The sequence below is a fragment of the Escherichia sp. HH41S genome, from assembly GCF_009820115.1.
Taxonomy (GTDB): Bacteria; Pseudomonadota; Gammaproteobacteria; order Enterobacterales; family Enterobacteriaceae; genus Escherichia; species Escherichia coli_F.
Window position 1 is genome coordinate 193,697 of sequence record NZ_VNXE01000007.1, and the last position, 14,522, is coordinate 208,218.

The 14,522-nt window shown below is 50.6% G+C and carries 12 protein-coding genes; 8 read left to right on the top strand and 4 right to left on the bottom strand.

Going from position 1 to position 14,522, the window contains the following annotated elements:
• Positions 1 to 143: 143 nt before the first annotated feature.
• Positions 144 to 1,136, top strand: coding sequence for an aspartate--ammonia ligase (asnA, locus tag FQZ95_RS01955; protein ID WP_105288192.1), 993 nt, complete (start codon positions 144 to 146; stop codon positions 1,134 to 1,136).
• A 4-nt stretch (positions 1,137 to 1,140) separates the two neighbouring features.
• Here asnA and viaA read toward each other — a convergent pair whose 3' ends face one another.
• A complete protein-coding gene (gene viaA, locus FQZ95_RS01960) occupies positions 1,141 to 2,592 on the bottom strand; it encodes an ATPase RavA stimulator ViaA (RefSeq protein ID WP_105288191.1) in 1,452 nt (483 codons plus the stop codon).
• Positions 2,586 to 4,082, bottom strand: coding sequence for an ATPase RavA (ravA, locus tag FQZ95_RS01965; RefSeq protein ID WP_001353548.1), 1,497 nt, complete (start codon positions 4,080 to 4,082; stop codon positions 2,586 to 2,588). Before ravA ends, viaA begins: the two co-directional genes overlap by 7 nt.
• Before the next feature lie 222 nt (positions 4,083 to 4,304).
• On the opposite strand from ravA, the gene kup reads away from it, so the two are divergent.
• The 7 genes from kup (at position 4,305) to rbsR (ending at position 12,208) form a co-directional block, all read left to right on the top strand.
• Positions 4,305 to 6,173: a low affinity potassium transporter Kup gene (gene kup / locus FQZ95_RS01970; RefSeq protein ID WP_000102332.1), complete on the top strand. Its 1,869-nt coding sequence runs from the start codon at positions 4,305 to 4,307 to the stop codon at positions 6,171 to 6,173.
• A 166-nt stretch (positions 6,174 to 6,339) separates the two neighbouring features.
• Positions 6,340 to 6,759: a D-ribose pyranase gene (gene rbsD, locus FQZ95_RS01975; RefSeq protein WP_105288190.1), complete on the top strand. Its 420-nt coding sequence runs from the start codon at positions 6,340 to 6,342 to the stop codon at positions 6,757 to 6,759.
• A gap of 7 nt (positions 6,760 to 6,766) precedes the next feature.
• Entirely contained in the window at positions 6,767 to 8,272 is a 1,506-nt protein-coding gene (gene rbsA / locus FQZ95_RS01980) for a ribose ABC transporter ATP-binding protein RbsA (RefSeq protein WP_000387771.1), read from the top strand.
• Positions 8,273 to 8,276: 4 nt separating this feature from the next.
• The gene (gene rbsC / locus FQZ95_RS01985) at positions 8,277 to 9,242 is read left to right on the top strand and encodes a ribose ABC transporter permease (protein ID WP_000211858.1); all 966 of its coding nucleotides are present in this window, start codon (positions 8,277 to 8,279) and stop codon (positions 9,240 to 9,242) included.
• Between the two features lie 24 nt (positions 9,243 to 9,266).
• Positions 9,267 to 10,157 carry a ribose ABC transporter substrate-binding protein RbsB gene (gene rbsB / locus FQZ95_RS01990; protein WP_001056273.1) on the top strand — a complete coding sequence of 297 codons (891 nt, stop codon included), beginning with the start codon at positions 9,267 to 9,269 and terminating at the stop codon, positions 10,155 to 10,157.
• A 125-nt stretch (positions 10,158 to 10,282) separates the two neighbouring features.
• Positions 10,283 to 11,212 carry a ribokinase gene (gene rbsK, locus FQZ95_RS01995; protein WP_160529826.1) on the top strand — a complete coding sequence of 310 codons (930 nt, stop codon included), beginning with the start codon at positions 10,283 to 10,285 and terminating at the stop codon, positions 11,210 to 11,212.
• A 3-nt stretch (positions 11,213 to 11,215) separates the two neighbouring features.
• Positions 11,216 to 12,208: a ribose operon transcriptional repressor RbsR gene (gene rbsR / locus FQZ95_RS02000; protein WP_000224470.1), complete on the top strand. Its 993-nt coding sequence runs from the start codon at positions 11,216 to 11,218 to the stop codon at positions 12,206 to 12,208.
• Here the strand turns inward: rbsR and mdtD are convergent.
• Complete coding sequence (mdtD, locus tag FQZ95_RS02005) at positions 12,174 to 13,601, bottom strand: multidrug transporter subunit MdtD (RefSeq protein ID WP_001280843.1); 1,428 nt, start codon at positions 13,599 to 13,601, stop codon at positions 12,174 to 12,176. The two genes, rbsR and mdtD, sit on opposite strands and share 35 nt — an antisense overlap.
• A gap of 22 nt (positions 13,602 to 13,623) precedes the next feature.
• The gene (locus tag FQZ95_RS02010; protein ID WP_001131177.1) at positions 13,624 to 14,316 is read right to left on the bottom strand and encodes a FadR/GntR family transcriptional regulator; all 693 of its coding nucleotides are present in this window, start codon (positions 14,314 to 14,316) and stop codon (positions 13,624 to 13,626) included.
• Between the last annotated feature and the right edge of the window lie 206 nt (positions 14,317 to 14,522).

Below are 14,522 nucleotides of genomic sequence, written 5' to 3' on the forward strand. Positions count from 1 at the left end.
CTTATGCGGATTGATGATTCATTCTATTTTAGCCCTCTTTTTTAATGAATCAAAAGTGCATGAAGCTTTTTATTGAATGATTATTGCATATGTGTCGGTTTTTGTTGCTTAATCATAAGCAACAGGACGCAGGAGTATAAAAAATGAAAACCGCTTACATTGCCAAACAACGTCAAATTAGCTTCGTGAAATCTCACTTTTCTCGTCAACTGGAAGAACGTCTGGGGCTGATTGAAGTCCAGGCGCCGATTCTTAGCCGTGTGGGGGATGGCACGCAGGATAACTTGTCGGGCTGTGAAAAAGCGGTGCAGGTAAAAGTGAAAGCTCTGCCTGATGCCCAGTTCGAAGTGGTTCATTCACTGGCGAAGTGGAAACGTCAGACCTTAGGGCAACACGACTTCAGCGCGGGCGAAGGGCTGTACACGCACATGAAAGCCCTTCGCCCCGATGAAGACCGTCTTTCCCCGTTGCACTCGGTCTATGTTGACCAGTGGGACTGGGAACGCGTAATGGGCGACGGCGAGCGTCAATTCTCGACTCTGAAAAGCACGGTAGAGGCGATCTGGGCGGGAATTAAAGCAACCGAAGCTGCGGTTAGCGAAGAGTTTGGCCTGGCACCGTTCCTGCCGGATCAGATCCACTTCGTACACAGCCAGGAGTTACTGGCTCGTTATCCGGATCTCGATGCCAAAGGACGTGAGCGGGCGATTGCGAAAGATCTTGGCGCGGTATTCCTCGTCGGGATTGGCGGCAAGTTGAGTGATGGTCATCGCCACGACGTGCGCGCACCGGATTATGATGACTGGAGCACCCCGTCAGAGCTGGGCCATGCGGGTCTGAACGGCGATATTCTGGTATGGAACCCGGTACTGGAAGATGCGTTTGAGCTTTCTTCCATGGGGATCCGCGTGGATGCCGATACGTTGAAACATCAGCTGGCGCTGACCGGGGATGAAGATCGTCTGCAGCTGGAGTGGCATCAGGCGCTGCTGCGCGGTGAAATGCCGCAGACCATTGGCGGCGGTATTGGCCAGTCTCGTTTGACCATGCTGCTGTTGCAACTGCCACATATCGGTCAGGTTCAGTGTGGTGTATGGCCTACTGCTGTTCGCGAGAGCGTCCCTTCTCTGCTGTAATAATTTATCGCCGCCAGCGTCTGAGCAGGCGGCTTCGCATCCCGGTATCAAAGCGCCAGATATGATCGAAAATGCGCATGATGCCGGGTTTGCCGTGCGCTGACATCGCCACGGCATGAAAGCGATGCTGATGTACCCGCTGCAACTCTTTCACTTTGCTCGTCACGTCGTCAGGCAACCGCTGGGCGATAAAATCAGAAATCACCACCGCATCGGCGTCAAACCACTCCCGACTTTGCAAGCGTTCCATAATGGCGCGAAAACAACTGGCAAGATCGGTGCCACCACGAAACTGCTGACTTAAAAAGCGGATCGCTTGCTCAATACCTTGTGGGCCTGAAAGCTCATAACGGACGATCTCGGTGGAAAATAACATAATAAAGCAGCGACGATTTTCAGCGAGGGCTATGCGCATCAATGCCAGACAGAACGCTTTCGCACACTGTTCATTAAAGCCGCCCATTGAGCCGGAAGTATCCACGCAGACAATAAACGGTCCGCGCGGCTGTTCGTCGTAATCTTTATGAACTACCGGGCGTTCGATAACTTTTTCACGCCACGACTCACCGTGAAGGCGATAGGTGAGCAATTGTTTTTCCACCAGCCGACGGTAAAACTCATACTCCAGTTCCGTTATCCCCAGCGTCGCCAGTTCCGGTGGTAGAAGGCGTAAAATATCATCGCTTTGTTGCAGTCCATCAACCTGCTCAGGAACGGTCGCCGGTTCGCGCACCATGGTACGGAAGGTTTCCATCTGCGCATCGTTGCGCGGTATTGATTTGGCTTCCCGGGAACGCCCCAACTGTTCTGCCAGGCGTTTCAGTTCCGGCTGTTCGTTAAGAAATTCACCGTATTTCACAATCAACTGATAGTCGCCACGTTTAAGCTGACCGGCGCTCATATCCCACAGACGACCAGCTGCGGTATTGTTATCTGCGAGAATCGGTTCAAGTTGCCCGCTCAGCGTCATGCGTTCCTGAACTTCACTCAACAGTTGTTCGCGTTCTTCTTCTAATAGCTGTTGATTTAACGTCGTTGCTTGCACGATCAGACTTAAACGCCAACGCTGGAGAAAAAGTGTGTGTAACGCTGAAGTGATCGTGCTGTTAGCATCAACCAACTGTCGGGCTTGTTCTGCCCATGGGGAATTCAGACGATGCAGTAAGTCCAGGATCTGTGGTAGCTGCACAATAAACTGCGGCGTGGAGAGGAGCTGGCTTTCCTGATAGCACATCACCTCTTCGGTGAGTTCCGGCGGGACTCGGGCATCTTTCAGCCGACTGCGCAGCGCCTCACGCCAGCGGGGAACATCATCAGTGATTGCCGCCTTCAGTCGTGGGAATTTTTCAAAGAAGACTGCCAGCTGCGGTGAGGCCAGCAGCGCGATGATCATCTCTTCGATCAATCCCTCTTCGCTGACGGCCAGCATCACATTAAGCGTATCCAGCGTTAGCATTGTTGTGCCTGGCGAATCTGGGTGCCGACATCCTGTAGGCTGGCTTCAATGCGACCTAACCAGTCGCCAGGGATAAACAGACATTTTTGCTGTTCGCTGAATAAAGCGTGTTGCTTGCGCCAGTCGCTTTCAAGCTCTTCCAGTTGTTGTTTTATTTCACCTGGCAGACCTTCAGCCGATGAACCGGGAAGTGCCAGCGTACTGCCTTGTAAACTTACATCGCGTACGACAAGATGTTGGGCGCTATCAACTTCCAGATTCAGTTTCTGGGCAAAGCCGATACCGTTCAGTTTGCCGCGAATTTCACCACCTCTGCTCAGCCACTGTTCCAGCGCGCTACGCTCAAAGGAGATATGAACCACTTCCATATCATGCAGTTTTAACGGTTTTTGCAGCAGCAGAGTCAGAGTGGAAGCAGTAACGTTAACAGGGAGTTGATACTGCTGACGACGGCTGAAAATGCCGCCCAGACGAATTACCGTTAAGGCTGTTTTATCGCTTTGTTGCTGCTGTAGTTGCAGGTGACGTTGCACAATCGCGCCCAGGCGGGTCAACATCCCTTGCTGTTGCCAGGCATGACCGGTCATCAATACATCAATTTGTTGTTGTATCAAATTCAGGCTTTGCGCGTCATACCACAGGCAATCTTTCAGCAAAATGAGATCTACCGGGGCAACAGCACTGCGACCGCTAAAAAAGGCGCTGGCCTGCAATAAGCGGATCGCTTTTTTCCAGCGACGATCCGAGACATAAGGCGCATCCGGTAATTTATCCAGTTGCTGGCGCAGCATAAAAATCAGCTCAAATACATGATCGGGCAGCGTAATTTCACCAATCTCTTTCTGCCAGCGTTCATATTCTTCATCAGTGACCTGCAAGGAGGCAGGAACCGGATTGTCATTTTCATCCTGTTGACTGGTCAGCATGGAGCGGAAATTCGCTTTATCCTGCACTTTATCTAACCACAGACGAATCAGCATGCGGTCATATAACGCTTCCAGACTGCTGTCTGCTTCCGGCAGCTCGTTGGAGGCCGCCACCAGCAGACGCATCGGGATTTTTTCTACGTGTGCACCGTTGCGGAACTGGCGCTCGTTAATGGCGGTGAGCAAGGTATTAAGAATTGCCGGGCCCGCTTTCCAGATCTCATCCAGAAAGACGATTTCTGCTTCCGGCAGGTAACCGCTGGTTAAACGTTCATAGCGCCCTTCATCTTTTAGCGCCTGAATAGAAAGGGGACCAAAAACTTCTTCCGGCGTGGAGAAGCGGGTCATCAGATATTCAAACGCGCGGGCATTCTGAAAGGCGAATTTTAAGCGCCGGGCGATCAAACTTTTGGCAATGCCTGGCGGGCCAAGGAGGAACACACTTTCACCACTTAATGCCGCTAATAAACACAAGCGGATGGCGTGGCTACGTTCATAAAGCCCCTTTTCCAACGAACTGCTCAGGCGGGAAATTCTTTCCGCTAATAAATGAGGGTGAGCCATAATGAAGTGGCGTCCTTTCGTCAAAAGTTCTGCGTAAATTGCGAGTATAGACGTTTCTTACTGGTGGCTAAAATAGTCTCAAAAGAGGTCTATTTTTCTTTGAGCCAGGTTAATGTGGCCGCATTTAGGAGTACGATTTTGTCGTTAATCGTGCATACTGTGCGCTTTTTTGTGGGCCAAGGGACTAAGCACACATTTCATATTTCAACGAAAGACTAGTCTATGAGCACTGATAATAAGCAATCGTTGCCCGCGATTACCCTCGCGGCGATTGGAGTTGTCTACGGCGATATTGGTACCAGCCCGTTATATACACTTCGTGAATGTTTGTCCGGCCAGTTTGGTTTTGGCGTTGAACGCGATGCCGTGTTTGGCTTTTTATCGCTGATCTTCTGGCTGCTAATCTTTGTGGTTTCCATTAAATATCTCACCTTCGTGATGCGGGCAGATAACGCCGGGGAAGGGGGCATTCTGACGTTGATGTCGCTTGCCGGGCGCAATACGTCGGCGCGAACCACATCAATGCTGGTGATTATGGGATTAATCGGCGGCAGCTTTTTCTATGGTGAAGTCGTCATTACACCCGCTATTTCGGTGATGTCTGCCATTGAAGGTCTGGAAATCGTCGCCCCGCAGCTGGATACCTGGATAGTTCCCCTCTCAATCATCGTTCTCACTTTACTATTTATGATTCAAAAACATGGCACGGCTATGGTCGGTAAGCTGTTTGCGCCGATCATGCTGACCTGGTTTTTGATTCTGGCAGTACTGGGGTTACGTAGCATTATTGCTAACCCGGAAGTGCTGCATGCGCTGAATCCGATGTGGGCGGTGCATTTCTTCCTTGAATACAAAACGGTTTCTTTTATTGCATTAGGGGCAGTGGTGCTGTCGATTACGGGGGTCGAGGCGCTGTATGCTGATATGGGGCACTTTGGTAAGTTCCCGATTCGTCTGGCGTGGTTCACCGTCGTATTGCCTTCCTTAACTCTTAATTACTTCGGTCAGGGAGCGCTGTTGTTAAAGAACCCGGAAGCAATTAAGAACCCGTTCTTCCTGTTGGCACCGGACTGGGCGCTGATCCCGCTGCTGATCATCGCCGCACTGGCGACGGTAATTGCCTCGCAGGCAGTTATCTCTGGCGTCTTCTCATTGACGCGTCAGGCCGTACGTCTGGGATATTTGTCGCCGATGCGCATTATTCACACCTCCGAAATGGAGTCTGGGCAAATCTATATTCCGTTTGTGAACTGGATGCTCTATGTCGCGGTCGTGATTGTGATCGTCAGCTTTGAGCACTCCAGCAACCTGGCGGCGGCGTACGGGATTGCGGTGACCGGAACCATGGTACTGACGTCTATTCTCTCAACTACCGTGGCACGTCAGAACTGGCACTGGAATAAGTATTTTGTTGCGCTGATCCTGATTGCTTTCCTTTGTGTTGATATTCCATTGTTCACCGCTAACCTCGATAAACTGCTCTCCGGCGGCTGGTTGCCACTGAGTCTCGGTACGGTAATGTTTATCGTGATGACTACCTGGAAGAGCGAGCGTTTCCGCTTGCTGCGGCGGATGCATGAACATGGCAACTCTCTGGAGGCGATGATTGCTTCGCTGGAGAAATCACCGCCCGTTCGCGTGCCTGGGACCGCGGTGTATATGTCACGTGCAATCAACGTCATTCCCTTTGCGCTGATGCATAACCTTAAACATAACAAGGTATTGCATGAGCGGGTGATTCTGTTAACTCTGCGCACCGAAGACGCGCCTTATGTCCATAACGTCCGTCGGGTACAGATTGAACAACTGTCGCCCACTTTCTGGCGCGTGGTGGCAAGTTATGGTTGGCGAGAAACGCCAAACGTGGAAGAAGTATTCCACCGCTGCGGTCTGGAAGGATTAAGTTGCCGGATGATGGAAACCTCCTTCTTTATGTCGCATGAATCACTGATCCTCGGCAAACGTCCGTGGTATTTGCGTTTGCGCGGCAAGCTGTATTTGCTGTTGCAACGTAATGCGCTGCGCGCACCGGATCAATTTGAAATCCCGCCAAACAGGGTTATCGAACTGGGTACTCAGGTCGAAATTTAACGCCAGACGCCTCCTTTCTCCATAAGGGGGCGTTTTTGTTTTCATGGTTAATCACCATGTAAAACGTTTCGATGTTGATCACATTTCCGTAACGTCACGATGGTTTTCCCAACTCAGTCAGGATTAAACTGCGGGTCAGCGAAACGTTTCGCTGATGGAGAAAAAAATGAAAAAAGGCACCGTTCTTAATTCTGATATTTCTTCGGTGATCTCCCGTCTGGGACATACCGATACGTTGGTGGTGTGTGATGCTGGTTTACCCATCCCCAAAAGTACAACGCGTATCGATATGGCATTAACCCAGGGGATACCTTCTTTTATGCAGGTGCTGGGCGTCGTCACAAATGAAATGCAGGTCGAGGCTGCCATTATCGCGGAAGAGATCAAACAACATAATCCGCAACTCCACGAAACGTTGCTCACTCACCTTGAGCAGCTGCAACAACACCAGGGAAATACCATTGAAATTCGTTACACCACGCATGAACAATTCAAACAACAAACCGCAGAAAGTCAGGCGGTAATTCGCAGCGGAGAATGTTCTCCGTATGCGAATATCATTCTCTGTGCTGGCGTGACGTTCTGAGGCCGTCATGGAAGCATTACTACAGCTTAAAGGCATTGATAAAGCCTTTCCGGGCGTAAAAGCCCTCTCGGGCGCCGCGTTAAATGTCTATCCGGGGCGTGTAATGGCGCTGGTGGGTGAAAACGGCGCGGGTAAATCCACCATGATGAAAGTGCTTACTGGTATCTATACGCGTGATGCCGGTACGCTTTTATGGCTGGGGAAAGAAACAACGTTTACCGGGCCGAAATCCTCCCAGGAAGCCGGCATTGGAATCATCCATCAGGAACTGAACCTGATCCCGCAGTTAACCATTGCCGAAAATATTTTCCTCGGCCGTGAGTTTGTTAATCGCTTTGGCAAAATTGACTGGAAAACCATGTATGCCGAAGCGGATAAATTGCTGGCTAAACTTAACCTGCGTTTTAAAAGTGACAAGCTGGTGGGCGATCTTTCCATCGGTGACCAGCAAATGGTTGAAATTGCCAAAGTGCTGAGCTTTGAGTCGAAAGTCATCATTATGGATGAACCGACCGATGCGCTGACCGATACCGAAACCGAATCCCTGTTCCGCGTCATCCGCGAGCTGAAATCGCAAGGCCGCGGTATTGTCTATATCTCCCACCGCATGAAAGAAATCTTCGAGATTTGCGATGACGTTACCGTTTTTCGTGATGGGCAATTTATTGCTGAGCGCGAAGTGGCATCACTGACCGAAGATTCGCTGATTGAGATGATGGTGGGCCGCAAGCTGGAAGATCAATATCCACACCTGGACAAAGCGCCGGGCGATATCCGCCTGAAAGTCGATAATCTCTGCGGACCTGGCGTTAATGATGTTTCATTTACCTTACGCAAAGGTGAAATTCTTGGCGTCTCTGGTTTGATGGGCGCAGGTCGTACTGAACTGATGAAAGTGCTCTACGGCGCACTGCCGCGCACCAGCGGTTACGTCACTCTGGATGGGCATGAAGTCGTTACCCGTTCACCGCAGGATGGCCTGGCAAACGGCATTGTGTATATCTCCGAAGACCGCAAACGTGACGGTTTAGTGCTGGGTATGTCAGTCAAAGAGAATATGTCGCTGACTGCGCTGCGTTACTTTAGCCGTACTGGCGGCAGTTTGAAGCATGCCGATGAACAGCAGGCAGTGAGTGATTTTATTCGTCTGTTTAATGTGAAAACGCCGTCGATGGAACAGGCAATTGGTTTGCTCTCCGGTGGCAATCAGCAAAAAGTGGCGATTGCCCGTGGACTGATGACACGCCCCAAAGTGTTGATTCTTGATGAACCTACCCGTGGCGTAGATGTTGGTGCGAAAAAAGAGATCTATCAACTGATTAACCAGTTCAAAGCCGATGGCTTGAGCATCATTCTGGTGTCATCGGAGATGCCAGAAGTATTAGGCATGAGCGATCGCATCATCGTCATGCATGAAGGGCATCTCAGCGGGGAATTTACTCGTGAGCAGGCCACCCAGGAAGTGTTAATGGCTGCCGCTGTGGGCAAGCTTAATCGCGTGAATCAGGAGTAAAAAAATGACAACCCAGACTGTCTCTGGTCGCCGTTATTTCACGAAAGCGTGGCTGATGGAGCAGAAATCGCTTATCGCTCTGCTGGTGCTGATCGCGATTGTCTCGACGTTAAGCCCGAACTTTTTCACCATCAATAACTTATTCAATATTCTCCAGCAAACCTCGGTGAATGCCATTATGGCGGTCGGGATGACGCTGGTGATCCTGACGTCGGGCATCGACTTGTCAGTAGGTTCTCTGTTGGCGCTGACTGGCGCAGTAGCTGCATCTATCGTCGGCATTGAAGTCAATGCGCTGGTGGCTGTCGCTGCCGCTCTCGCGTTAGGTGCCGCTATTGGTGCGGTAACCGGGGTGATTGTAGCGAAAGGTCGTGTCCAGGCGTTTATCGCTACGCTGGTTATGATGCTTTTACTGCGCGGCGTGACCATGGTTTATACCAACGGGAGCCCAGTGAATACCGGCTTTACTGAGAACGCCGATCTGTTCGGCTGGTTTGGTATTGGTCGTCCGTTGGGCGTACCAACGCCAGTCTGGATCATGGGAATTGTGTTCCTCGCGGCCTGGTACATGCTGCATCACACACGTTTGGGGCGTTACATCTACGCGCTGGGCGGCAACGAAGCGGCTACACGTCTTTCTGGTATCAACGTCAATAAAATCAAAATCATCGTCTATTCTCTTTGTGGTCTGCTGGCATCGCTGGCCGGGATCATTGAAGTGGCGCGTCTCTCCTCCGCACAACCCACTGCGGGGACTGGCTATGAGCTGGATGCCATTGCTGCGGTGGTTCTGGGCGGTACGAGTCTGGCGGGCGGAAAAGGTCGCATTGTTGGGACGTTGATCGGCGCATTAATTCTTGGCTTCCTTAATAATGGATTGAATTTGTTAGGTGTTTCCTCCTATTACCAGATGATCGTCAAAGCGGTGGTGATTTTGCTGGCGGTGCTGGTAGACAACAAAAAACAGTAATAACGACTACAGGACATCTTGAATATGAACATGAAAAAACTGGCTACCCTGGTTTCCGCTGTTGCGCTAAGCGCCACCGTCAGTGCGAATGCGATGGCAAAAGACACCATCGCGCTGGTGGTTTCCACGCTTAACAACCCGTTCTTTGTATCGCTGAAAGATGGCGCGCAGAAAGAGGCGGATAAACTCGGCTATAACCTGGTGGTGCTGGACTCCCAGAATAACCCGGCGAAAGAGCTGGCGAACGTACAGGACTTAACCGTTCGCGGCACCAAAATTCTGCTGATTAACCCGACCGACTCCGACGCAGTGGGTAATGCTGTGAAGATGGCTAACCAAGCGAACATCCCGGTTATCACTCTTGACCGCCAGGCCACGAAAGGTGAAGTAGTGAGCCATATTGCTTCTGATAACGTACTGGGCGGCAAAATCGCGGGGGATTATATCGCGAAGAAAGCGGGTGAAGGTGCCAAAGTTATCGAGCTGCAAGGCATTGCCGGTACCTCCGCAGCCCGTGAGCGTGGCGAAGGTTTCCAGCAGGCCGTTGCTGCTCACAAGTTTAATGTTCTTGCCAGCCAGCCAGCGGATTTTGACCGTACCAAAGGTTTGAACGTAATGCAGAACCTGTTGACCGCTCATCCGGATGTTCAGGCTGTGTTCGCGCAGAATGATGAAATGGCGCTGGGCGCGCTGCGCGCACTGCAAACTGCCGGTAAATCGGATGTGATGGTCGTCGGATTTGACGGTACACCGGATGGCGAAAAAGCGGTGAATGATGGCAAACTAGCAGCGACTATCGCTCAGCTACCCGATCAGATTGGCGCGAAAGGCGTCGAAACCGCCGATAAAGTGCTGAAAGGCGAGAAAGTTCAGGCTAAGTATCCGGTTGATCTGAAACTGGTTGTTAAGCAGTAGTTTTAATCAGGTTGTATGACCTGATGGTGACATAAATACGTCATCGACAGATGAACGTGTAAAATAAAGAAAAGCAGGGCACGCGCCACCCTAACACGGTGGCGCATTTTATGGACATCCCGAATATGCAAAACGCAGGCAGCCTCGTTGTTCTTGGCAGCATTAATGCTGACCACATTCTTAATCTTCAATCTTTTCCTACTCCAGGCGAAACCGTAACCGGTAACCACTATCAGGTTGCATTTGGCGGCAAAGGCGCGAATCAGGCTGTGGCTGCAGGGCGTAGCGGTGCGAATATCGCGTTTATTGCCTGTACGGGTGATGACAGCATTGGTGAAAGCGTTCGCCAGCAGCTCGCCACTGATAACATCGATATTTCTCCGGTGAGCGTGATCAAAGGCGAATCAACAGGTGTGGCGCTGATTTTTGTTAATGGCGAAGGTGAGAATGTCATCGGTATTCATGCCGGCGCTAATGCTGCCCTTTCCCCGACGCTGGTGGAAGCGCAACGTGAGCGTATTGCCAACGCGTCAGCATTATTAATGCAGCTGGAATCACCACTCGAAAGTGTGATGGCAGCGGCGAAAATCGCCCATCAAAATAAGACTATCGTTGCGCTTAACCCAGCTCCGGCTCGTGAACTTCCTGACGAACTGCTGGAACTGGTGGACATTATTACGCCAAACGAAACGGAAGCAGAAAAGCTCACCGATATTCGTGTTGAAAATGATGAAGATGCAGCGAAAGCGGCGCAGGCACTGCATGAAAAAGGTATCCGTACTGTACTGATTACTTTAGGAAGTCGTGGTGTATGGGCTAGCGTGAATGGTGAAGGTCAGCGCGTTCCTGGATTCCGGGTGCAGGCTGTCGATACCATTGCTGCCGGAGATACTTTTAACGGCGCGTTAATCACGGCGTTGCTGGAAGAAAAACCATTGCCAGAGGCGATTCGTTTTGCCCATGCCGCCGCTGCGATTGCCGTAACACGTAAAGGCGCACAACCTTCCGTACCGTGGCGTGAAGAGATCGACGCATTTTTAGACAGGCAGAGGTGACGCTTGGCTACAATGAAAGATGTTGCCCGCCTGGCGGGCGTTTCTACCTCAACAGTTTCTCACGTTATCAATAAAGATCGCTTCGTCAGTGAAGCGATTACCGCCAAAGTTGAAGCGGCGATTAAAGAACTCAATTACGCGCCATCAGCTCTGGCGCGTAGCCTCAAACTCAATCAAACACATACCATTGGCATGTTGATCACTGCCAGTACCAATCCTTTCTATTCTGAACTGGTGCGTGGCGTTGAACGCAGCTGCTTCGAACGCGGTTATAGTCTTGTCCTTTGCAATACCGAAGGCGATGAACAGCGGATGAATCGCAATCTGGAAACGCTGATGCAAAAACGCGTTGATGGCTTGCTGTTACTGTGCACCGAAACGCATCAGCCTTCGCGTGAAATCATGCAACGTTATCCGACAGTGCCTACCGTGATGATGGACTGGGCACCATTCGATGGCGACAGCGATCTCATTCAGGATAATTCGTTGCTGGGCGGAGACTTAGCAACGCAATATCTGATCGATAAAGGTCATACCCGTATCGCCTGTATTACCGGCCCGCTGGATAAAACCCCGGCGCGCCTGCGGTTGGAAGGTTATCGGGCGGCGATGAAACGTGCGGGTCTCAACATTCCTGATGGCTATGAAGTCACTGGTGATTTTGAATTTAACGGCGGGTTTGACGCCATGCGCCAACTGTTATCACATCCGCTGCGTCCTCAGGCCGTCTTTACCGGAAATGACGCTATGGCTGTTGGCGTTTACCAGGCGCTATATCAGGCAGAGTTACAGGTTCCGCAGGATATCGCGGTGATTGGCTATGACGATATCGAACTGGCAAGCTTTATGACGCCACCATTAACCACTATCCATCAACCGAAAGATGAACTGGGGGAGCTGGCGATTGATGTACTCATCCATCGGATAACCCAACCGACCCTTCAGCAACAACGATTACAACTTACTCCGATTCTGATGGAACGCGGTTCGGCTTAGATTTACGCTGTCTTTTGATCAAATTATTACCATCAGTTGTTTTCAGAAGCATGAACATTGCTGCTGAAGCAACAGTAATAATGCCCATTGTGATAAACGTATAGTGGAATTGTTCGACAGTCGTTGTGCCTTCCATCCCTTCATAAACGCGAAGGACGGCCGCACTTACAGCAACGCCTAAACTGATAGACAGTTGCTGCGTGACCGCCAGAACACTGTTACCGCTGCTGGCGTTGTCATCGGTCAGATCGGCAAGTGTGATGGTATTCATCGCGGTAAATTGCGTCGACATAGCCATCCCTAATATAAACAACGGCAAGATCAGCATCCATATCGCCATTGCTGGTGATTGCAAAGAGAACTGAGCGATCATTAGCCCAATAATTACCGTGATCCCCACTAACGTATGGCGATAGCCCAGACGACGTAAGACTTGGGTAACCATCGATTTTGCAATAATGGAACCTAACGCTGTCGGTGCCATCATACAGCCGGCAATAAACGCCTGATAACCAAATCCTACCTGTAACATCAATGGCATAAGGAACGGTACACAGCCGGTCCCCAGACGGGTTGCAATATTGCCTACTATACCGATCGAGAAAGTGCGGGTTTTAAATAAATCTAATGAAATTAATGGGTTTAGCGTGCGTCGTGCATGGAGAATATAGAGAAGCAGTAACCCGATGCTGGTGACAATTACCGTCAAGGCAATCCAACTGGCGACAATCTTTTCACCGAATAGCTCTATTCCGCTTGAGAAGAGAACAAGGCTGAGGCCAAACAGCAAAAAGCCAGTGATATCGAATCTGCGTCGTGCGGTGGTGAAATTGGGCATATGTTTGCGCGCGTAAAGAAGGCCGGCAATACCTATGGGGATATTGATTAAAAATATCCAGTGCCAGGTTGCCCAGGTGACCAGCACGCCGCCAAGTACGGGGCCTAAAATTGGCCCCACCAGACCCGGCATGGCGACAAAATTCAATACAGGAAGAAGCTCATTACGAGGATAAGCACGCAGTAAGGCCAGCCGAGCAACAGGCATCATCATTGCGCCACCTATCCCCTGAATAACCCGGAAGACAACCAGCTGTGGTAGCGAGTTAGAAAGTGCGCAGGCCAGAGAACCCAATGTGAACAGACTCACGGCAAGGGTAAATATGCGACGCGTACCGAAGCGATCGGCTAGCCATCCGCTTACCGGAATAAGCATCGCCACCGTCAGCGTGTAACTGATGATGGCTGATTGCATCGCGAGAGGAGAACGATTAAGGCTATGAGCGATTGCGGGTAAGGCGGTATTCAGAATAGTGGCATCAAGTGCCTGCATGAAGAAGGCCATCGCCGCGATCCACGGCAAACCCGCCATACTGCGCTTCTTTTTATCGCTCATTCAATGTCCTGTTATCGGGGTGTCACTTATCAGGTGAGCGTAGCAGCGCCTGACAAGCTTTAAATGCCGCGTCGCCATCGCTTTGGATAATCGCATCAACAATCGCCTGGTGCAGATCCAGCTTTATCACTGTGTCGCTGGTAATTGACGTGAAGTAAGTGTGATAAACCGAATGGAAGAGCGAGGCGAATGAGGTCAAAAACGGATTGGCGCTCATTTCATAGATATGCTCATGCCAGGCCATATCGACCTCAATCCAGCGTTCACGGCGAAAGTTCTCTTTTAATGCCACCATTTCGGCCATTAACGTATTGAGATGCGCCTTCTGTTCCGCGGTGCCAACCGTTGCAGCCAGTAGGCAAGCTTGCGGCTCCAGACAGATACGCATAACCAGAAAGTGATCGATGACCTGATGAAAGTTCTCTTCTGTCATCCACCAGGTAAGCAATTCCTGATCAAGAAAATTCCAGTTTGATTGTGGCATGACCCGGGTACCAATTCGTGGTCGCGGTAAAACCATCCCTTTTGCCGTTAACGTTTTAACCGCTTCGCGTACCGCTGTACGACTCACTCCAAATTGCTCGCCCAGCTCAATCTCACCAGGCAAAATGGTGCCGGGTTCATATTCACCTTTTAAGATCCGTTGCGCCAGCTTCTCAGCCAGAACATACGAAAGGTTTTTCTGTGCAGCTAACTGTTGTGCGCTTAAAGGCATTACTAATCTTCCTTTTTCTTTTTATTCCTCCTTAGTATGCCACCAGGAAGTGTGATTACGGTTGCAAAAACGGCAAATTGCTTGTTTTATGGCACATTAATGGGGCTTTTGCTGAAAAAATGCGCGGTCGGAAAATTATTTTAAATTTCCTCTTGTCAGGCCGGAATAACTCCCTATAATGCGCCACCACTGACACGGAACAACGG

Excerpts from the sequence above, each read along its gene's own strand:
- asnA (WP_105288192.1), top strand. The coding sequence starts at position 144 with ATGAAAACCGCTTACATTGCCAAACAACGTCAAATTAGCTTCGTGAAA.
- viaA (WP_105288191.1), bottom strand. The coding sequence starts at position 2,592 with ATGCTAACGCTGGATACGCTTAATGTGATGCTGGCCGTCAGCGAAGAG.
- ravA (WP_001353548.1), bottom strand. The coding sequence starts at position 4,082 with ATGGCTCACCCTCATTTATTAGCGGAAAGAATTTCCCGCCTGAGCAGT.
- kup (WP_000102332.1), top strand. The coding sequence starts at position 4,305 with ATGAGCACTGATAATAAGCAATCGTTGCCCGCGATTACCCTCGCGGCG.
- rbsD (WP_105288190.1), top strand. The coding sequence starts at position 6,340 with ATGAAAAAAGGCACCGTTCTTAATTCTGATATTTCTTCGGTGATCTCC.
- rbsA (WP_000387771.1), top strand. The coding sequence starts at position 6,767 with ATGGAAGCATTACTACAGCTTAAAGGCATTGATAAAGCCTTTCCGGGC.
- rbsC (WP_000211858.1), top strand. The coding sequence starts at position 8,277 with ATGACAACCCAGACTGTCTCTGGTCGCCGTTATTTCACGAAAGCGTGG.
- rbsB (WP_001056273.1), top strand. The coding sequence starts at position 9,267 with ATGAACATGAAAAAACTGGCTACCCTGGTTTCCGCTGTTGCGCTAAGC.
- rbsK (WP_160529826.1), top strand. The coding sequence starts at position 10,283 with ATGCAAAACGCAGGCAGCCTCGTTGTTCTTGGCAGCATTAATGCTGAC.
- mdtD (WP_001280843.1), bottom strand. The coding sequence starts at position 13,601 with ATGAGCGATAAAAAGAAGCGCAGTATGGCGGGTTTGCCGTGGATCGCG.
- FQZ95_RS02010 (WP_001131177.1), bottom strand. The coding sequence starts at position 14,316 with ATGCCTTTAAGCGCACAACAGTTAGCTGCACAGAAAAACCTTTCGTAT.